The 18185-nt window shown below is 71.4% G+C and carries 18 protein-coding genes; 7 read left to right on the forward strand and 11 right to left on the reverse strand.

Annotation, left to right across the window (positions count from 1 at the left end):
* Positions 1-12: 12 nt before the first annotated feature.
* Both ACWEN0_RS15585 and ACWEN0_RS15590 read right to left on the reverse strand, forming a co-directional pair.
* Positions 13-1032, reverse strand: a complete 1020-nt coding sequence (locus ACWEN0_RS15585; protein WP_451973539.1) for a YhjD/YihY/BrkB family envelope integrity protein — start codon at positions 1030-1032, stop codon at positions 13-15.
* Between the two features lie 55 nt (positions 1033-1087).
* Positions 1088-1879 carry a transglutaminase-like domain-containing protein gene (locus ACWEN0_RS15590; protein ID WP_451973541.1) on the reverse strand — a complete coding sequence of 264 codons (792 nt, stop codon included), beginning with the start codon at positions 1877-1879 and terminating at the stop codon, positions 1088-1090.
* A 35-nt stretch (positions 1880-1914) separates the two neighbouring features.
* On the opposite strand from ACWEN0_RS15590, the gene ACWEN0_RS15595 reads away from it, so the two are divergent.
* Positions 1915-2496: a dienelactone hydrolase family protein gene (locus tag ACWEN0_RS15595; protein ID WP_451973543.1), complete on the forward strand. Its 582-nt coding sequence runs from the start codon at positions 1915-1917 to the stop codon at positions 2494-2496.
* On the opposite strand, the gene ACWEN0_RS15600 is transcribed toward ACWEN0_RS15595, so the two are convergent.
* Positions 2468-3694: a cytochrome P450 gene (locus ACWEN0_RS15600; protein WP_451973545.1), complete on the reverse strand. Its 1227-nt coding sequence runs from the start codon at positions 3692-3694 to the stop codon at positions 2468-2470. The two genes, ACWEN0_RS15595 and ACWEN0_RS15600, sit on opposite strands and share 29 nt — an antisense overlap.
* Before the next feature lie 232 nt (positions 3695-3926).
* Between ACWEN0_RS15600 and ACWEN0_RS15605 the strand changes: the two genes are divergently transcribed.
* Both ACWEN0_RS15605 and ACWEN0_RS15610 read left to right on the forward strand, forming a co-directional pair.
* Entirely contained in the window at positions 3927-5084 is a 1158-nt protein-coding gene (locus tag ACWEN0_RS15605; RefSeq protein WP_451973547.1) for a steroid 3-ketoacyl-CoA thiolase, read from the forward strand.
* Between the two features lie 72 nt (positions 5085-5156).
* Positions 5157-5954 carry an alpha/beta fold hydrolase gene (locus ACWEN0_RS15610; RefSeq protein WP_451973549.1) on the forward strand — a complete coding sequence of 266 codons (798 nt, stop codon included), beginning with the start codon at positions 5157-5159 and terminating at the stop codon, positions 5952-5954.
* A 59-nt stretch (positions 5955-6013) separates the two neighbouring features.
* Here ACWEN0_RS15610 and ACWEN0_RS15615 read toward each other — a convergent pair whose 3' ends face one another.
* Genes ACWEN0_RS15615 through ACWEN0_RS15630 form a run of 4 tightly spaced genes read right to left on the reverse strand, consistent with a single transcriptional unit; the run spans position 6014 to position 10017 of the window.
* The gene (locus ACWEN0_RS15615) at positions 6014-7216 is read right to left on the reverse strand and encodes an amidohydrolase family protein (protein WP_451973551.1); all 1203 of its coding nucleotides are present in this window, start codon (positions 7214-7216) and stop codon (positions 6014-6016) included.
* Positions 7213-8625: a sodium:solute symporter family protein gene (locus ACWEN0_RS15620; protein ID WP_451973553.1), complete on the reverse strand. Its 1413-nt coding sequence runs from the start codon at positions 8623-8625 to the stop codon at positions 7213-7215. The genes ACWEN0_RS15615 and ACWEN0_RS15620 overlap by 4 nt, the downstream gene beginning before the upstream one ends.
* The gene (locus tag ACWEN0_RS15625) at positions 8622-8819 is read right to left on the reverse strand and encodes a hypothetical protein (protein WP_451973555.1); all 198 of its coding nucleotides are present in this window, start codon (positions 8817-8819) and stop codon (positions 8622-8624) included. Before ACWEN0_RS15625 ends, ACWEN0_RS15620 begins: the two co-directional genes overlap by 4 nt.
* Before the next feature lie 4 nt (positions 8820-8823).
* Positions 8824-10017, reverse strand: coding sequence for a M20 metallopeptidase family protein (locus ACWEN0_RS15630; protein WP_451973557.1), 1194 nt, complete (start codon positions 10015-10017; stop codon positions 8824-8826).
* 86 nt (positions 10018-10103) lie between these two features.
* On the opposite strand from ACWEN0_RS15630, the gene ACWEN0_RS15635 reads away from it, so the two are divergent.
* The gene (locus ACWEN0_RS15635) at positions 10104-11285 is read left to right on the forward strand and encodes an Lrp/AsnC family transcriptional regulator (protein WP_451973559.1); all 1182 of its coding nucleotides are present in this window, start codon (positions 10104-10106) and stop codon (positions 11283-11285) included.
* A gap of 549 nt (positions 11286-11834) precedes the next feature.
* Here the strand turns inward: ACWEN0_RS15635 and ACWEN0_RS15640 are convergent.
* The 4 genes from ACWEN0_RS15640 to ACWEN0_RS15655 form a co-directional block, all read right to left on the reverse strand.
* On the reverse strand, positions 11835-12779 hold the full coding sequence (locus ACWEN0_RS15640; RefSeq protein ID WP_451973561.1) for an SCO0930 family lipoprotein: 945 nt from the start codon (positions 12777-12779) through the stop codon (positions 11835-11837).
* 44 nt (positions 12780-12823) lie between these two features.
* On the reverse strand, positions 12824-14287 hold the full coding sequence (locus ACWEN0_RS15645) for a DUF1996 domain-containing protein (protein ID WP_451973563.1): 1464 nt from the start codon (positions 14285-14287) through the stop codon (positions 12824-12826).
* Positions 14288-14626: 339 nt separating this feature from the next.
* Positions 14627-15418: a zf-HC2 domain-containing protein gene (locus ACWEN0_RS15650; RefSeq protein WP_451973565.1), complete on the reverse strand. Its 792-nt coding sequence runs from the start codon at positions 15416-15418 to the stop codon at positions 14627-14629.
* 7 nt (positions 15419-15425) lie between these two features.
* Positions 15426-15986 (reverse strand): sigma-70 family RNA polymerase sigma factor, encoded by a 561-nt coding sequence (locus tag ACWEN0_RS15655; RefSeq protein WP_451973567.1) that lies wholly within the window; start codon positions 15984-15986, stop codon positions 15426-15428.
* 249 nt (positions 15987-16235) lie between these two features.
* On the opposite strand from ACWEN0_RS15655, the gene ACWEN0_RS15660 reads away from it, so the two are divergent.
* The 3 genes from ACWEN0_RS15660 to ACWEN0_RS15670 are packed head-to-tail and all read left to right on the forward strand — an operon-like array spanning position 16236 to position 18184.
* Complete coding sequence (locus ACWEN0_RS15660) at positions 16236-16799, forward strand: hypothetical protein (RefSeq protein ID WP_451973569.1); 564 nt, start codon at positions 16236-16238, stop codon at positions 16797-16799.
* Complete coding sequence (locus tag ACWEN0_RS15665) at positions 16783-17574, forward strand: DUF4142 domain-containing protein (RefSeq protein WP_451973571.1); 792 nt, start codon at positions 16783-16785, stop codon at positions 17572-17574. The genes ACWEN0_RS15660 and ACWEN0_RS15665 overlap by 17 nt, the downstream gene beginning before the upstream one ends.
* The gene (locus tag ACWEN0_RS15670; protein ID WP_451973573.1) at positions 17567-18184 is read left to right on the forward strand and encodes a ferric reductase-like transmembrane domain-containing protein; all 618 of its coding nucleotides are present in this window, start codon (positions 17567-17569) and stop codon (positions 18182-18184) included. Before ACWEN0_RS15665 ends, ACWEN0_RS15670 begins: the two co-directional genes overlap by 8 nt.
* Position 18185 lies beyond the last annotated feature (1 nt).

The following is an 18185-nucleotide window of genomic DNA, read 5'->3' on the forward strand; positions in this document are numbered from 1 at the left end:
CGGACAGCACAGTCAGTCTCGCGAACGTCGCCACTTGAGCGCGAGCAGCGTCCCCAGCACGCCGGTCAGGACGCCGACCGTGGCCGGCACCGCGACCGGCGGGTCCACGACGACCACGGGCTTGAGCACGACCGGCGCCGGCGGCTGGACCGGCCTCGGCGGCGCGTCCGAGCCCGTCGCCGTCCACGCCGTGACGTAGACGAGCAGCCGCGCCACCAGCGAGATGAAGAAGATCAGGCCGATGACCGAGCCGAACGCGATGCCGGTCGGCGAGTCGCCGATCAGCCGCAGGTAGAAGCCACCGGCGAGCTTGAGCACCTCGAACCCGACGGCCAGGGCGATCGCGCCGCGCACCGCGCTGCGCACGCCCACCTTCTGCCGCGGCAGCCGCGTCAGCACCCACAGGAACACCAGCCAGTCGGCGGCCAGCGACAGCGGCACCGACGACGCCGAGACGAGCTGGTGCCCCCAGCTCGTGTCGTCGAGGCCCGCGAGCCGCAGCAGGTAGCTGCCGAGCGCGGTGCCGGAGATGGTGAGCGTGAAGGACACCAGCAGCGCCGCCGTGAGCCCGACCAAGGCGAGCAGGTCGACGGCGATGAGCCGCAGCAGGGGCTGGTCGGAGCGGTTCTGGCCCCACATCGCCGTCAGCGAGTCCCGCAGCGCGTTCATCCAGTTCCAGCCCGAGTAGAGGCCGATGACCAGCCCGAACGCCCCGACACTCGTGCGCTGCTTGACGAACCCGGTGAGCAGGTCGGTGGCCTTGCCGCCGAGCCCGCCGGGCAGCGTGGACACGATCGCGTGCACGAGCGTGTCGAGCAGGTGCGGCTGGCTGGCCAGCACGAACCCCGCGACCGACGACGCGACCATCAGCAGCGGCACCAGCGAGAGCAGGCTGAAGTAGGTGATGGAGGCGATGTAGTGGTAGCCGCCGGCCTCGATGTAGCGGTCGGCGGCGCGGGCGATGTGGTCCAGCCACCGGTACCGGGCGCGCGCCCGGGCCCAGGGGCCCGGGGCCTTGGGGGAACTCTTCACGGACTCTGTTTACCCAGCCGGAGGCCACTTCGCGCAGGCAACACGCGGTCGGCCCTCAGCCGAGGACGACGAGCCCGGTGCCGTCGTCCGCCGGAAGGGCGGCGTCCGTCGTCGCGAACACCGTGCTGCCCAGGAAGTCGAGCTCGCAGCCCAGGGTGGAGAGGAACGCGGTGTCCGCGGCGTCGCGGCCGGTGGAGATGCGGAGCATCGTCTGGCGCGGCGCCAGGCGCGTCGCGTCGAAGACGTACCAGTGGCCGTCGACGCCGGCCTCGAAGACGGCGTGGAAGTCCATCGGGGACAGTCCGGGCGCGTAGACGCCGACGTAGCGCGCGGGGATGTCGAGGAACCGGCACAACGTGATGCAGACGTGCGCGAAGTCGCGGCAGACGCCCTCCCCGGCCAGCAAGGTGTCGATCGCGTCGTCGGCCGGCCGGCTCGCACCGACCACATAGGACAGTCGCTCGTGGACGTGCCGGACGATCGCCTCCACCCGCGCCCTGGTGTCCTTCAGCTTGAACAGCTGCGGTGGCACCAGGCCGGCGATCCGGTCGGCCGGGCAGTACCGGCTCGGCCGGGTGAACACGGCGGCCTCGGCGAGCGTGACGGGCTCGGGTTCGGCGTCGGTCAGCGCGCGTTCGGCGTGGTAGGTGACGCGGTGTTCGCCCTTCGGCAGCCGGAAGACCTCGGCGCGCGTCCCGTGCTCGAACTCGACGGGCTCGCTCTCGCCGTGCCAGGAAACCGTCAGCTCTTCGGTGTCGGCGTGGGCCGCGGCGACGGAAATCGCGGCACGCCCGGGTTCGGTGACGTGCACGGAGAACTCGACGTCGACGGTCGCTCGCGGGGCCATCGCCTCATGATGTCACCCTCGGGCAGAATCGCCGGATGACCGATGTCGTGGTGTTCCACTCCGTGCTCGGGCTGCGGCCCGTCGAACACGGTCTCGCCGGCCGGCTGCGGGCCGCCGGGCACCGCGTCACCACCCCGGACCTCTACGCCGGCCGGACGGCGTCGACGCTGGAAGAAGGCTTCGCGCTGAAGGACCGCGTCGGCTGGGCCACGATCGTGCGGCGCGCCGAAGAAGCCGTGCGCGCACTGCCCGCGGAGACGGTGCTCGCCGGCGTGTCGATGGGGACGGGCGTGGTCCAGGAGGTGCTGCCCGGGCGTCCGAGCACCGCGGGCGTCCTGCTGCTGCACGCCGTGGGCGCGCTGCCCGCCACGGCCCGCGCGGGCCTGCCGGTCGAGGTGCACGTCGCGGACCCCGACCCGATCGCGCCTCCGGCGCAGGTCGCGGCGTGGCGCGAAGCCGCGGCCCGGCTGGGCGCCGATGCCCGGGTCTTCACCTACCCGGGCACCGGCCACTTCTTCACCGACCCGGCCGGCCCCGACTTCGACGAGGCGGCCGCCGGGCTCACGGAGCGGCGCGTCCTGGACTTCCTCAGGCGTACCGCACCGGGTAGTGCTTGATGCCGTTGAGCCAGCTGGACCGCAGCCGCACCGGCGACGCGGCTTCGGTGATGCCGGGCATCACGTCGGCGATCGCGTTGAAGATCAGGTCGATCTCCAGGCGGGCCAGGTTCGCGCCGATGCAGTAGTGCGAACCGGTGCCGCCGAAGCCCACGTGCGGGTTGTCCTCGCGGAGGATGTCGAACTTCTCCGGGTCCTCGAACACCTCGTGGTCGAAGTTGGCGGAGCTGTAGAACATCCCGACCCGGTCGCCCTTGCGGATGTGCGCGCCGCCCAGTTCGGTGTCGCGGGTGGCGGTGCGCTGGAAGGCGACGACCGGGGTGGCCCAGCGGACGATCTCGTCGGGCGCGGTCTTGGGCCGCTGGTCCTTGTAGAGCTCCCACTCGCCCGGGTGGTCGAGGAACGCCTTCATGCCGTGGGTGATGGCGTTGCGCGTGGTCTCGTTGCCGGCGACGGCGAGGAGGATGACGAAGAAGCCGAACTCGTCGGAGCCGAGCGCTTCGCCGTCGACGTCGGCCTGGATCAGCTTCGTGACGATGTCGTCCATCGGGCACTTGCGCCGGTCTTCGGCCATGTTCCAGGCGTAGCCGATGAGCTGCGTCGACGCCTCGAGGGGCTCGACTTCGTACTCCGGGTCGTCGTAGGCGACCATCTGGTTGGACCAGTCGAAGATCTTGAGCCGGTCCTCCTGCGGGATGCCGATCAGCTCGGCGATCGCCTGCAGCGGCAGCTCGCAGGCGACGTCGGTGACGAAGTCGCCGGAACCCTTCTTGCGGGCCTCGTGGACGATCCGCTCCGCGCGGTCGCGCAGGGTGTCCTCGAGCCGCGCGATCGACCGCGGGGTGAAGCCCTTCGACACGATCCGCCGCAGCTTCGTGTGCTGCGGGGCGTCCATGTTGAGCAGGACGAGCCGGTTCGCGTTGAGGTTGTCCTCGGTCATGCTCTCGTCGAAGCGGATGATGGCGGTCTTCTCGCTGGACGAGTACAGCGTGCTGTCGCGCGACACCTCCTTGACGTCCGCGTGGCGCGAGACGACCCAGTAGCCGTCGTCGCGGAACCCCGCGGTGTTGTGCTTCTGGGGGTTCCACCACACGGGGGCCGTCCGCCGGAGCTCGGCGAACTCGTCGACCGGCAGGCGTTGGGCGTAGAGGTCCGGGTCCGTGAAGTCGAACCCGGCGGGGATGAGCGGAGCGGCCACGTTGCCTCCCACGGTTCGCCTTTGAAACACGTTCTAACCCGATTAGAGCATACGGTGTTAACTTGCGGAAGACCGTTTAGTGAAACCCGTTAACTTGACCGATGAGGCCAGGTGAGCGAGCGCTCACTCGCAGAAGATCAAGATCGCGCCGATCCTGCGGCCGCTTGCTTCAAACGATAACTTGTTCTAGTTTTTGGGTCACTGGACAGTACTTCCCGACGAAAGGGACGACATGGGCGTGCCGGTCATCGTCGAAGCCGTGCGGACCCCGATCGGCAAGCGGGGCGGGCTGCTCGCCGGCCTGCACGCGGCCGAACTGCTGGGTGCCGCGCAGGTCGCCCTGCTCGACCGCGCCGGCGTCGACCCCGAGCTGGTCGAGCAGCTGATCGGCGGCTGCGTCACGCAGGCGGGCGAGCAGTCCAACAACGTCACGCGCACGGCGTGGCTGCACGCGGGCCTCCCGGAGACGGCCGGGGCGACGACGATCGACGCCCAGTGCGGCTCGGCGCAGCAGGCGACCCACCTGATCGCCGGCCTGATCGCGGCGGACGCGATCGAGGTCGGCGTCGCGTGCGGGGTCGAGGCGATGACCCGGGTGCCGCTGGGGACGAACCGCGGCGCCGGCTCGCCGCGGCCGTCGTCGTGGTCGATCGACCTGCCCAACCAGTACGGCGCGGCCGAGCGGATCGCCGCCCGGCGGGGCCTGACGCGCGCGGACGTCGACGCGTTCGGCGCCCGGTCCCAGCAGAAGGCCGCGGCCGCGTGGGAAGCGGGACATTTCGACCGCGAAGTGGTGCCGGTGAAGGCCCCGGTCCTCGCCGAAGACGGCTCGCCGACCGGCGAGACCCGCCTGGTCGGCCGCGACCAGGGCCTCCGCGAGACGACGGTCGAAGGCCTGGCACGGCTGAAGCCGGTGGTCGAGGACGGCATCCACACGGCGGGAACGTCGTCCCAGATCTCCGACGGCGCGGCGGCCCTGCTGCTGATGGACGCCGAGCGGGCCGCGGCGCTCGGCCTGCGTCCCCGGGCCCGGATCGTGGCACAGGCGCTGGTCGGCGCGGAGCCGTACTACCACCTCGACGGCCCGATCCGCGCGACCGAGCGCGTCCTCACCCGGGCCGGCATGACGATCGGCGACCCGGACCTGTTCGAGGTGAACGAGGCCTTCGCTTCGGTCGCTTTGTCCTGGCAGCGGACGCTTTCGCCGGACGAATCGCGGGTGAACGTCAACGGCGGCGCGATCGCGCTGGGCCACCCGGTGGGCAGCACCGGAGCCCGGCTGCTGACGACGGCGTTGCACGAGCTGGAACGCCGCGACGCCGCGACGGCCCTGGTGACGATGTGCGCGGGCGGCGCCCTCGCCACGGCGTCGATCATCGAGCGCGTCTGAAAGCCTTGTGCGGACAGCGTTCCGCGACGCCCGCGCACGTCCGCTCCGGGCCGCTGTGCTTGACTTCGGGGCATGATCTCGGAAAGCCGTTGCCCGGTGGAGGACGGTGAGCTCCTCGTCCGCCGCGGCGGCGAAGGGCCGGCGCTGCTGCTCATCGCGGGCGGCACCGGGTCGGGTGACTCCTACCGCGCCCTGGCGAAGCAGTTGTACGACGGCTACACGGTCGTCACGTACGACCGCCGCGGCCACTTCGGCAGCACGGACACGACCACGGGCCCGGTGACGGTCGCCCGCCAGGCGGACGACGCGCGGGCGGTCCTCGAGCACGCCACCGACGGCCCGGCCCTGGTGTTCGGCTCGAGCGCGGGCGCGCTGATCGGCCTCGACCTCGTCGCCCGGTACCCGGACCGGGTGCGCACGCTCGTCGCGCACGAACCCCCGGCGGTGCACCTGATGCCGGACGCGGGCGGCTGGCTCGAAGCCGCCGCCGAGCAGGTGCGGCTGGCCCGGTCGGGCGAGCTGATGACGGCGGTGACGCGCTTCGCCGACGCGATCGCGGGCGCGGCCCTGCCCGACCTGCCGAACCTCCGGCTGCCGCACGAAGCCGACTGGATCCGCCTGTTCGACCGCGAGCTGACGGAGTTCTTCGACTACCTCCCGGACCTGCGCGCGCTGCGCAGGGCGAGCACGGAGATCTTCCCGGTGGCGGGCGAGGGCAGCCGCGGCCGCTACCACTACCAGCCGGCGAAGATCCTGGCCCTGGAGCTGGGCTTGCCGTTCACCGAGATGCCGGGCGCACACCTGGCCCCGCAACGAAACCCGGCCAAGTTCGCGGCCGCCCTGAAAGACCTGCTGAACCCCGACCTCTGACCGTGTCGACCCCCCGATCACGCGTGTCGACCTCCTGATCACGCGCGCGCGGCACGGTGTCAGACCACCCGGACCCCGTCCTTCCACACCTCCCGGATGTTCGACGCCAAGGCCGGGAAGTCGTACGGGTCCCCGTCCACCACGACGAGGTCCGCCCGCAACCCGGGCTCGATGCGGCCCAGCTCGCCGTCCAGGCCCATCAGCCGCGCCGCCGAGGACGTCGTCGCCTCCAGGACGTCCGCCTGGGTCATGCCGCACGCCGCCATCAGGGCCAGCTCCTCCAGGTTGGTCCCGTGCGGGCCGACGCCGCTGTCCGTGCCCATCGCGATCCGGACCCCGGCCGCGTACGCGCGGCGCACCGAGTCCCGGTGCACCTCCACCACTTCCCGCGCCTTCGCGACGACCGCGGACGGCAGATCCACCCCGGCATCGGCCGCCCGCACCACGTTCACCGGGGCGATCAGCGTCGGGACCAGCCACGTCCCGTGGCCCAGCATCAGCTCGATCGCCTCGTCGTCGAGGTAGATGCCGTGCTCGATCGAACGGACACCCGCCCGGACCGCGTTCTTGACGCCCGCCGAGCCCTGCGCGTGCGCCATCACCGGACGCCCCTGCATCGCCGCCTCGGTGACCAGGACCTCCAGCTCCTCCGGCGTGAACTGCGAGTGCCGCGGGTCGTCGCGCGGCGACAGCACTCCCCCGGTCGTGCACACCTTCAGGACGTCCGCGCCCGCGCGCAGCAGCGTCCTCGCCACCCGGCGCATCTCGTCCGGCCCGTCGACCGTCGCGTCCGGCCGGCCCGGGTGCGGCACCAGCAGCGGCACGCACAGGCCGGACGGGTTCCACGCGTCGCCGTGGCCGCCGGTCTGGCTGATCAGCCCGATCGAGATCTGCAACCGCGGCCCCGGGATCAGCCCGTCGTCCACCGCCTGCTTGATGCCGAGGTCCGCGCCCGACGCGTCGCGCACCGTCGTGATGCCCAGCCCGAGCGTCGCCCACAGGTTCCGCGCGGCTTCGTAGAACTGGTAGGAGAACGGCTTCTGCACGCGCGCCAGCAACCCGATGTCGGAGACCGTGACGTGCACGTGGCAGTCGAACAACCCGGGCAGCAGCACCGTGCCGCCGCAGTCGACGCCCTCGTCGCCGTCCAGACCGGTGCCGACGTCGACGATCCGGCCGTGCTCGACGACGACGTCGGCCGCCGCCGGCTCCGAGCCGGTGCCGTCGAACACCGAGCCGCCGGTGAAAACCGTGCGCGTCACGCCGCCTCCACGAGAGAAGTGCGCCGGTGCAGCAAAGCGGCCAGCGCGAGCACGACGACGTTGACGCCGAGCCCGACCAGTCCCACGTTGACCGTGCCGACGAGGTGGGTGTCCACAAAGGTCAGCCAGATGACCACGAGCTCGCCGGCGATCAGCCCGGCGAACACCGGGCCCTTGCCCACCGGGACGCGCCGCAGGAAGCCCAGCAGGTTCGCCGGGGCCAACTGGACCGAGCCCGAATAGGTGAGCAGCAGCAGGTTGGCCAGCAGGTCCGGCCGGAAGATGCCGAGCACGAGGGCAAGGGTACTCGCGAGCACAACCGTGCCGTGGTTGATCCAGAACTGCTTGCGGCCACTGCGGACGCGGACTATGTTGCGCGCCACCAGTGACGAGATGCCGATCAGGATCCCGGCCGCCGGGACCATCGCGGTGGCCGTCGCGGCGACCACGACGACGCCCGTCACCCACTGCGGCAAAGCGTCCTTCGACAGCGTCAGCAATACGCCGTTCGGGTCACTTCCCTTGGGGACCACGATGATCGCCGCGAAGCCGATCAGCATCGGCAGCAGCAGGCACAGCTCGTACACCGGCATCCAGGTGTAGTTGCGCCGCAGCACCTTCGGGTCGCGCGCGGACATCAGCGCCGGCCACGAGTGCGGCAGCGTCATCAGGCCGACGCCGATCGCGCTGACCAGCATGCTCGTCACGAACCAGACGTGGTCGTTCGCTCCACTGTGGACGATCAGCTTCTCCGGGTGCAGCTGCTCGATCTTGTGGAACACACCCCCGATGCCGCCGGCGAAGTGCGTCGGCACGGCGATGATCAGCACCACCAGCGCGACCAGCATGATCCCGTCCTTGAAGTAGGACGTCGCCGCGACGCCGCGCAGCCCGGCCCACAGCACGAACGCGACCACGAGCACGCTGCCGGTGATCATGCTCAGCGTCCCGGACGCCGAGTCGCCGGTGACGAGCCGGACGATCAGCCCGAGCCCGGTGATCTGCAGCTGCAGGTACGGCAGCACGAACACGACGCCGAGCACCGCGGACAACGTCCCGAGCGCCCGGCTGGAGTAGCGGTCCTCGAGGAAGTCGCCCTGGGTGAGGTAGCCGCGCTCCTTGCCCATCGTCCAGAGGCGCTTGGCGAGGAAGAACAGCACGACGTAGGCGATCGGCACGTACGGCAGCGCGTACATCGCCGCGACGCCGCCGGAGAACGCGAGGCCCGCCATGCCGAGGAAGGTGAAGGTGGTGAACACCTCCCCCGCCTGCAGGAACCACATGGTCAGCGCGCCGAAGCGGCGGCCGCCGACGGTCCACTCGGCCAGGTCCGCGGCCGGCTTGCGGCGCCCGACGACGCCGAGCACGCCGATCAGCACGATGCCGGCGAGGGTGAAGGTGAGGATCACGAGTCGTCCTCCTGCCCGCGCATGAGCCGTTCGGACAGCAGCAGCGCCGGGGTGAACATGAGGCACCAGAAGGCACCCCAGACGACCATCCGCGGCAGCCCGAGCCACAGCCCGGTCGTGTTGACGAACGGCAGGAACGGCATCAGGACCAGCGCGAGCACGGGGAGCAGCGGCGGCCAGTGGTAGCTGCGCACGGCGTCACCCCGCCAGGATCCCGAGGCGGCGGACGGCGAGCTCGGCCAGCAGCGCCGCGCCGTCGGCGAGCACGCCGTCGTCGAAGCGGGCGCGCGGCGAGTGGTTGTCGGCCGCGGTGTCCGGGTCCGCCGGGCACGCGCCGAGGAAGAGGTACGCGCCGGGAACCCGGTCCAGGACCCGGGAAAAGTCCTCCGAGCCGGTGATCGGATCGGCCATCTCGGTGAACCGCTCCTCGCCGAAGACCTCACGGATGGTGTCGGCGACGAACTCGTACGCGCCGGCGTCGTTGACCGTCGCCGGGTACTCGGGTTCGTAGGTGACCTCGACGTCGAGGCCGTGCGCGGCCGCGATGCCCTGGCACACCTGCACCGCGCGCTCGCCGACGCGGGCCGCGACCTCCGGCGAGAACGAGCGGAGCGTCGCCTCGAACGCCGCGTCGTCCGGGATGATGTTGCGCCGCGTGCCGGCGTGGAACATGCCGACGGTGACGACGACCGGGTCGAAGACGTCGAAGGTGCGCGTCACCATCGTCTGCAGCGCGGTGACCATCTCGCAGGCGGCCGGGATCGGGTCGCGCGCGTCGTGCGGCGACGAGCCGTGGCCGCCCGCCCCCAGCACCCGCACGGCCAGCGCGCCCGACGCCGCCATCAGCGTCCCGGGTCGCGCGACGAACTGGCCCTTCGCGTAGCTCGCGGCGGAAACGTGCAGGCCGTAGGCGGCGTCGACGTGCTTGCCGGACGCCGTCAGCACGCCCTCCTCGATCATGCGGCCCGCGCCGTCGCAGCCTTCTTCGCCGGGCTGGAACATGAAGACGACGTCGCCGGGCAGCTCGTCCTTGCGCGCGGTGAGCAGCCGGGCCGCGCCGACCAGCCCCGCGGTGTGCAGGTCGTGGCCGCAGGCGTGCATGGCACCGTCGATCGTCGAGCTGAACTCCTCGCCGGTCGCCTCGGTCACCGGGAGCGCGTCCATGTCGCCGCGCAGCAGCACGGTGCCGCCCGGCTTGCCGCCGCGCAGGACGGCGGTGATCGACGAGAGGTTCTTGCCGAGGCTGACTTCGAGGTCGAGGCCGTCCAGTGCCGCGAGGACCCGCTCCTGGGTGCGCGGCAGGTGGAGGCCGATCTCCGGGATGCGGTGCAGGTCGCGGCGGAGGGCGACCAGGTCGTCGAGCAGGGCGGCGGCGTCGGATCGCAGGGTCATCCGCAGATCATGCAAGTGTCGAGCACAATGGCCGGGAAAAGGTTCGGAAACCACCGTTGCGAGGGCCGATGGGCGAAGAATCCACCATGTTGGCCGAGCAGGACCTCAAACTGGTCGACGCGCTGCAAGCGGCGCCGCGGGCGTCGTGGTCGACGCTCGGCCGCGCGCTCGGGTTGAGCGCGGTGACCGCCGCCCGGCGGTGGGACACGCTCGTTGCGCGCGGGGACGCCTGGCTGACCGCGTACGTCGGCGGCGAGCTGACCGGGCAGCTGGCCCTGGCGTTCGTCGAGATCGACTGCGAGCCGGGCTCGGCTTTGGGCGTCGCGGAGGAGCTGGCCGCGGACCCGCACGTGGTCACGGTCGAGTACGTGGCCGGGCCGTGCGACCTGCTCGCCCACGTCGTCGCGCCGACCCTGCGCGAGCTGGGCGCGCACGTCCTGGACCGGGTCGCTGCCGTGCCCGGCGTGACGCGCGCGCGAACGGTCCTTTCGCCCCGGATGTTCACCGAGGGCAGCCGGTGGCGGGTCCGGGCGATCTCGCCGGGCCAGCGCGAGGCGCTTTCGGTGAAGCCGGCGAAGAACCGTGCGCCGCTGCGGTTCGACGACGCGGACCGGGCGCTGATCCTGGCCCTCGGGGCGGACGCGCGGGCGTCGGCGGCGGCGTTGGCGCTCGAGCTCGGCGTCGGCGCGACGACCGTCCGGCGCCGGCTGGACGCGCTGCTGGCCCGCGGCGCGATCCGCGTCCGGTGCGAGATCGCGCGGTCGGTGTCGCCCGCGCCGGTGACCGTGACGCTCTGGCTGCGCGTGCCGCCCGACAAGCTGGAGACGACCGCGCGGTCGCTGGCGATGCTGCCGGAGGTCCGCATGTGCGCGGCGCTGACCGGGGCGGCGAACCTGATGCTGGTGCTGTGGCTGCCTTCGCAGCACGACACGGTGGCGGTGGAGGCGCTGCTGGCGGCGAAGCTGCCGTGGCTGGAGATCACCGGCCGCGCGGTGACGCTGCGGAGCGTCAAGCTGATGGGCCGCCTGCTCGACGCCGCCGGGCGCGGCACGGGCCGCGTGCCGCTGGACTTCTGGGCCGCGGTCCCCGTGCCGGAGCACGGGGACCGCGGCGTGGCCGGTCCGGGGGATGAGGGGGGTGAGGTGGAGGGAAGCATCCACCGGACCGGGGTCTTCGGGGAGGAGCAGCCCGGCCCGGTGACCGAGGGGCGGCCGCCGGGCCGGGAAGGTTCGGGGCGGATCTCGCGTGACCGCGGTGGCGCTGTGTGATCCGGCGATCTCGAGCGGATCCACGTGATCGGCGGTGGGACTCGCGTGACCACGGGTGGCTCCGCGTTGTCCGAAGCGGATCCGTGTGTTCGGCGGCGGGCTCGCATGGTCAGAGGCCGGCTCTCGACTCTTGGGGGTCGGACCTTGCTCGCCCGGGCGGGCTTCTCGCGTGATCTGAGGGGCATCACGCGTGATCGGAGAGGCATCTCGCGTGTCTGGAGGGGCATCACGTGTGATTGGAGGGAGGAGTTCCGGCGCGGTGGACTTCAGGGGGTGAGGTGGAGGGAAGAACGTCCACCGGCCGGAACTCGCGGGCGGGAAGGGGTTCCCGCCTGTCTCCTCCTTCGCTGACCCGGCTTCGCCGGATCGGTGTGGGGTGAGGACTCCCGGCCCGGGGACTGGGGGTGAGGTGGAGGGAAACGTCCACCGGGCCGGGGCTCGGGGCGCGGGACGGGGGTCCCGCGGTTCTTCGGGTGGTGCAACCGGCCCGGCGGACTCGGGGGGTGAGGTGGAGGGAAGTGTCCGCCGGGCCGGGGTTCGTGGGGCGGGTCAGTACCCGCCGGGTGCCGAAGCCGTCGCGACGGCGTTGCCGGGCCGGCGTGACGGGTCGACCTTGCAGCCGTTGGGTTCCACGGCGTACCAGGTGTTCCCGACGCCGTGGCCGTTCGCCTCGCCGGGCGCGCCGTCCTCGGCGTAGGTGTAGACCGGCCAGCCGCCGACGGTGACCTGCTTGCGGCCGTCCGCGCGGGTGAGCTGTCCGATCAGGGCGGTGTCGACGTCCTGGGCGACGGTGATCCGGCCGTCGACGAGCAGCGGCGGCCACGTCTTCGCGCAGGCGCCGTCGCAAGTGGACGTTCCGGAACCCTTGCCGTCCTTGGTGAACAGGTAGAGCGTCCGGCCGGCGCGGTCGGTGAGCACCGGGCCGAGGCCGCCGATCTCGGCGGTGCCGATGGTCTTGGCGGAGTCCGCGCTCTGCCCCGCCTTCTCCCCCGCCGGTGTGATGGCCGCCCACTTCGCGCCGACGTTCTGGCCGAGCGCGACGCCGGAGCCGGTGTCCTTGGCGTACCGGTAGACCGGCCAGCCGGCAACGGTCACCTGCTTGCTCCCGTCGGGCCGGGTGACGAGGCCGACGAGCCGCTGGTCCACCCCGGCGGCGAGCGCCGGCGAGCCGGAGATCAGCGGCGGCCACGCCTCCGCGCAGGCGTCCACACAGGACGTCTTCGAGGGGTTCGCGGAGTCGTCGGCGTAGCGGTAGAGCGTGTGGCCGGCCGCGTCGGCGAGGACGGCGCCGAGACCCTCCACTGTGGACGTCACCAGCCGGTCCCGGCCGGCCCCGGAGGACGCCGGAACCGTGCTCGCCGAAAGCTCCTCCTGCCGAGCACCCAGCGGCTGGACCGCACCGGGCGTGGCGTACGGGTTGGTCCCGCAGGCCGCGACCAGCGCGAGACCGGCGACGGCGGGCACCGCGGCGGCGATCGGACGAGCACGGTTCATCGGACGTTCTCCCTCCTGGCGTGGAGTGACCGGGGCGAAAGGCGTTATTCCGCGCAGGCCTTGCCGGAGTTGATGCAGTTGACCACGCGGCCCATGATCTTCCGGCTCATCACGTTCGCGAAGTCGTCGTGGTCGGACCGCGGGTTGTGCTTCTCCTGGGCGAAGGCGTCCACTTTGTACTGACCCTTTTGCTGGACGTCCTGCGGGATGTCGTAGACCAGCGTCACCTGAAGCTGCGGCACGTTCTTGAAGCCCTGCGGGCACTTGCCCTGCTGGTTCGCGAACACGATGTGCGTGCGGTGGTTGGCACTGTCGGTGTTCTTGCCGTCCCAGCAGTTCGGGAAGGCGTGGATGCGCTCGACCTTGCTGCCCTGCGGGCAGATCGGGTACAGGTCGGTCAGCCGGTCCTCGAACCCGGTGCAGGTCCAGCTGGGCCGGGCGTTGGCCGGGCCGTTGGTGCTCTGCTTGGCGTCACCGTAGAGGATCTTCAGCCCGAGCGGCATCGCGGTGACGTTCTGCGCGCCACCGCCGATGAACTTCAGCGTCGCGGACTCCGGCTCGACGATCTGGCCGTCGTTGTCGCCGACTTCTTCGTTCGCACCCTGCGCGCCGCCGAGCTCGCCGCCGGCCGCCGCGCTGCTGCTCTGGTTCTGGTTGCCGCCGTTGTTGTTGTTCTGGCCGCCGTTGTTCTGGCCGCCGTTCTGCCCGCCCCGGCGGCGGTCCTGGCCCTGCTGCTGGTTCTGCTGGTCCTGCTGCTGCGCGTTCTGGTCACCGCCGCGGCCCGCGCCGCCCCCGGTGTTCCGGCGCCGCTGCTGCTGGCCGTTCTGATCCTGCGCGTTCTGGTCCTGCGCGTTCTGGCCCTGCGCGTTCTGGTCCTGCGCGTTCTGGTCCTGGTTCTGCGCGTTCTGGTCCTGGCCCTGACCGGCGTCCTGCGCGGCCTGCGCGTCCTTGGCGCTCTGGTCCTGCTGGACGTCGCCGGTCTTGCCCTGCTGAGCCTGCTGGGCCTGCTGGTTCTTGCTCGCCGCGGCCGCGTTGTCCGCGCGGTCGATGCGGATGACGGGCCAGAAGTAGGCCGACTGGTCACCGTTCTTGCAGGTGGTGCCGCCGGCCAGGAGGCTCTTGAGGCTCGAATCGGCGTCCGTGGTCACGTTGCCGACGTAGTCGTGCAGGTGCTGGGCGCCGTTCTTGATCCCGGGCTGCGCGATGAAGTTGTCCGGGTTGTGGTGCGCGCCGTCCGCGTTCGTTCCACAGTCGACGGTGAAGGAACCCTGCGCGCCCTTCTTCTTCAAGGCCGCGTTGACGTTGTTGCCCGCGGGAACCTTGGTGATGTCGATGAAGAACGACGGGTCCGCGGGGTCCGCGCTGGCCTCGCCCGTGCGGCCCGTGGTGACCGCGACGGCGAGTGCGCCGACGGCGATCGCCAGGCCGATCGCGCCCATCGCGATCTTGGTACGACGGGCCACGCGATGCTTGCCCGTCACGGGGGACCGAGAATGGTTCCGGGCCATAGACTAGTTCACCTCGTTCGTTTTTCCGGGCACGCCGAACAGCGCGGCGGCCCGGGCAAGAACTACCGTTGGTTGAGGTCGAGATCGCACGGAACCCTCGGGGGATGCTGCGGTTCCGGCTTGTCGGGACGCATCGGGGGATGCATTGGGGGATACGGACGCGAGCGCGGCGAGGTTCAAAAGCGACCGGCCCGTTATCTTTTCGTTATCTGGCGGAACGCAACCGGATCTGGTTCATGCAGGTCACACGGTTCTGCCCCGGAAAAAGGTTCAACCAGGCCGCCGCAAAAGACGGTCGCGAACCGCCCTAACCACTCACGAGAAGCTGCGGCAGAACGCTCAGCGCTGCACGACGACGAGGACCGTGCCGTCGTCGCCGCGGACTTCGAAGCGGCCGATCTGGTCCACGGCCAGGGACACCGATCCCTGCAGCCGCAACGGCTCCGGCGAGCCCGGGATGCCGAACCCCTTGGGCGGCACCGACCAGCCGGACACCACGCGGTCGTCGCCAGTCGTCGAGACGGCGACCAGCTGGCACTTCATCGGCCCGACGATGCCGCGCAGCTCGAGGTCGACGCGGCTGCCCCACTCCACGGAGGACACCGAGACGACCGCGCTGACGGCGGACCCGCCGCTGCCGCGGCCGTAGGTCTGCCCGCCGCCGGGCTGGCTCGGCGTGCCCGAAGACGGCGGCGGGACGGACGTCGCCAGGACGCTCGTCGCCGGCGGCGCCTGCTTGCTGCTCGGCGCGGCGAGGGAGGCGGGCGGGACGGCGTCGGCCGGCCGGACCGCGAGGGTCACCAGCGGGCCGGCCACGACGAGGGCGGCGGCCGCGGCGCCGGCGAGCAGGCCGAGGCGCTTGCGGCGGCGCCGCTTCACCGCGGCCTCTTCCATCAGGCCGCGCAGCACCCGGGGCCCGGGGGCGAGGGTGCGCGGGCTCGGCGCGGGCATCGGGGGCTCCGGCCAGCTGCGCTTCACGAGGTCGAGCACGTCCGGCAGCTGGTAGAGCTCGATCAGGTCGAGCTGGCAGTGCGGGCAGTTCATGAGGTGGGCTTCGAACTGGGTGTTCTCGGCCTCGCTGAGGACGCCGAGCACGTACGCGGCTACATCGGTGTGTGCGGACCCGGCCACCCTCGGTTCACCCCCGCTCACGCAACGCGCGGCGCAGCGCGCGGACGGCGTGGTGGATGCGGGACTTGATCGTGCCCGGGGGCACGCCGAGCGTCGCCGCGACCTCGTTCACGGTGCGATCGCGCAGGTAGGTCTGCTGGATGGCCTCCCGCTGCTCGGGCGAAAGGCCCTGCAGCGCCTCGTAAACGATCATCGCGGCGAGCGTCCGGTCCGATTCGTCGGACACCGCGATCGCGTCGGATTCGATCTCTTCGAGCTCCTGGGGCCGCACACTCCGGCTGCGCCAGCCGTCGATCACGATGCGCCGGGCGACCGTGAACAGCCACGCGCGCAGCATCTCCGGCTGGCGGTCGAGCTTGTCCGCGTTCCGCCACGCCTTGATCAGGGTCTCCTGCACGACGTCTTCGGCCCACTGCCGGTCGTGGCCGGTCAGCCGCAGCGCGAACGCCATGAGGGACCCGCCGAACTCCTGGTACAGCGCCTTCGCCAGATCGTCATGGGCGTCGTTGGGCTCGACAACGACTTCCTGATCTTGAACGGGTCTCAGCGCTCGAGTGTGCCGTCCCACGCGGGACATCCTGGTGCTCCGAAGGGCCTACGTCCAGTACCAAACGGTCCCGAAACTTTTTTGAACCGTTTCCGGACCGTGTCCGTATCCCCTACCGAAGACCCCGACAAGGCGTTGTCCCCCGCAACGCTCCGCATCCACTCCGGACCGAATGTCCACTGTGGATCCTTCGCGCGCATTTCCGCCTCACCCCAGGCAACTGCGCGTAGTCATGCCCACGGAGGAGCAGTGATACGCATTCCCCGAACGGTGGTCCCCGCCGCCGTGTGCCTCACCGCACTCGCCCTGCTCACCGCCTGTACCGCCGGCGCGGCCACCACCGGTGGCGGGTACGCCGGCGCCGGTATGCAGATGCCCGGGATGCAGGCCCCGATGACCCTCGCGATGCCGCAGCCGATCACCGCCAACCCGAACGATCCGGCGAAGAGCCAGCTCAGGGCCGCGAAGACGTTCGACCTCGGGCTCATGCTCGTCGACGGCACCGGGTACACGATCTACCGCTACGACCGCGACACGACCGACCCGTCCCGCTCGAACTGCACCGACGCCTGCGCCGCGAAGTGGATCCCGGTCAAGGCCGGCGGTCCCGCGCCGATCGACGTCGACCGGTCGCTGCTCGGCCAGATCACCCGCGACGACGGCACCCAGCAGGTCACCCTGGCGGGCTGGCCGCTGTACCACTTCACCGGCGACAGCGAACCGGCCGACACCTCCGGCCAGGGCGCCGACCAGGCCTGGTACCCCATCGCGCCGGACGGCAAGAAGATCACCCTGACCCAGGACCAGTGGAGGGAAAATGCTTTCGGCCTCTGAGCTCGCGGGGCTGGAGCTCACCCCACCGTCCCCGCTCGAGCGCTCCCGCCCGCTGGTCCGGATCCTGTTCGTGCTGGTCGCGGTGCTGACGCTGCTCGCGGCGGTGTCCCCGGCCTCGATCGCCCAGACCACCGCCGTCTCCCCCGAAGACGCCGTGCTGCTGACCAAGGTCCGCCAAGCCGGGCTCTGGGAGATGCCCTCGGGCATGATGGCGATGGAGAAGGGCAGCCCGAAGGTCCAGGCGGTCGGCTTCGCGATCATGATGGACCACGGCCGGCTGGACGTCGCGACGCGCGCGCTGTCGCAGAAGCTCAACTCGCCGGTCCCCGACCAGCCCTCCGACGAGCAGCGCGGCTGGCTGCTCGAAGAGATGAACGCGGCCCCCGGCCCGGCCTTCGACCGCGTCTTCGCCAACCGGCTGCGCGCGGCGCACGGCCAGGTGTTCGCCATCCTCGCGCAGCTGCGCGCCGGCACCCGCAACGACGACGTGCGGGCGTTCGCCACGGTCGGCAACCAGGCCGTCATGCGGCACATGACCATGCTCGAAAGCACCGGAGTCGTCGACTTCGACGCGCTGCCCACGCCGGTCGTCTCCACCACCGCGGCGCCGGCCGGTGCCGCGCTCGGCCTCGACACGTCCCAGATCGCCGTGGTGGGCGCGCTGTTCCTGCTGGTCGGCGGCGGGCTGTTCTACGTGCTGCGCCAGATCAAGGGCAACCGCGGCCGCGCCACGCGCCGGCCGGCCACCGTCAGACCGGGGGGCAGCCATGGTTGAGACCTGGCACGACGCGACGCTCTTCCTCACCCAGCAGTTCCAGCCGAAGACCGACCCGGCGGCCCGCGGCCTCGCCGCGTTCGCCGCCCGGACGTCCTACGCCGCGACGATGCTGACGCTCACCTGGGGCGTGCTCACCGCGACGGGGTGGATCCGGTCGGTCACCGGCCGGAAGGGCCTGCGCAGCACACACATGGTGCTCGCGACCGCGACGCTGATCTTCGGCGCGGTGCACGCCCTCGGCTTCACCTACCTGACGATCGCCCCGTACAGCTTCTCCTACATGTTCATCCCGTTCAGCTCCGGCCAGGAGGCCCGGCACATCGCGGGCATCGTCGGCTTCGAGGTGATGGTGGCCATCTTCGTCACCGCGGGCCTCCAGCGCTTCACCTCCTACCGGCGCTGGCTGTGGCTGCACCGCTGCGCGTACCCGGCGGTGGCGCTCATCGCGATCCACTCCTGGTTCGGCGCCATCGCCAACGGCCACCTCTCGGTGACCTGGCTGGGCGGCATCACGCTGCTCGTCCCGGCGGTCACGGTGTCGCTGCTGCGGTTCATGCCGGCCCGCACGCTGGAGCGGATCGGTCTCGTCGAAGAGCAGGTGGTCTGAC

Source organism: Amycolatopsis sp. NPDC004378 (genome assembly GCF_053602455.1).

What these genes read in the sequence shown, in the direction of transcription:
- ACWEN0_RS15590 (WP_451973541.1), bottom strand. Translation starts at nt 1,879, where the DNA reads ATGGCCCCGCGAGCGACCGTCGACGTCGAGTTCTCCGTGCACGTCACC.
- ACWEN0_RS15595 (WP_451973543.1), top strand. Translation starts at nt 1,915, where the DNA reads ATGACCGATGTCGTGGTGTTCCACTCCGTGCTCGGGCTGCGGCCCGTC.
- ACWEN0_RS15605 (WP_451973547.1), top strand. Translation starts at nt 3,927, where the DNA reads ATGGGCGTGCCGGTCATCGTCGAAGCCGTGCGGACCCCGATCGGCAAG.
- ACWEN0_RS15610 (WP_451973549.1), top strand. Translation starts at nt 5,157, where the DNA reads ATGATCTCGGAAAGCCGTTGCCCGGTGGAGGACGGTGAGCTCCTCGTC.
- ACWEN0_RS15630 (WP_451973557.1), bottom strand. Translation starts at nt 10,017, where the DNA reads ATGACCCTGCGATCCGACGCCGCCGCCCTGCTCGACGACCTGGTCGCC.
- ACWEN0_RS15635 (WP_451973559.1), top strand. Translation starts at nt 10,104, where the DNA reads ATGTTGGCCGAGCAGGACCTCAAACTGGTCGACGCGCTGCAAGCGGCG.
- ACWEN0_RS15640 (WP_451973561.1), bottom strand. Translation starts at nt 12,779, where the DNA reads ATGAACCGTGCTCGTCCGATCGCCGCCGCGGTGCCCGCCGTCGCCGGT.
- ACWEN0_RS15645 (WP_451973563.1), bottom strand. Translation starts at nt 14,287, where the DNA reads ATGGCCCGGAACCATTCTCGGTCCCCCGTGACGGGCAAGCATCGCGTG.
- ACWEN0_RS15665 (WP_451973571.1), top strand. Translation starts at nt 16,783, where the DNA reads ATGCTTTCGGCCTCTGAGCTCGCGGGGCTGGAGCTCACCCCACCGTCC.
- ACWEN0_RS15670 (WP_451973573.1), top strand. Translation starts at nt 17,567, where the DNA reads ATGGTTGAGACCTGGCACGACGCGACGCTCTTCCTCACCCAGCAGTTC.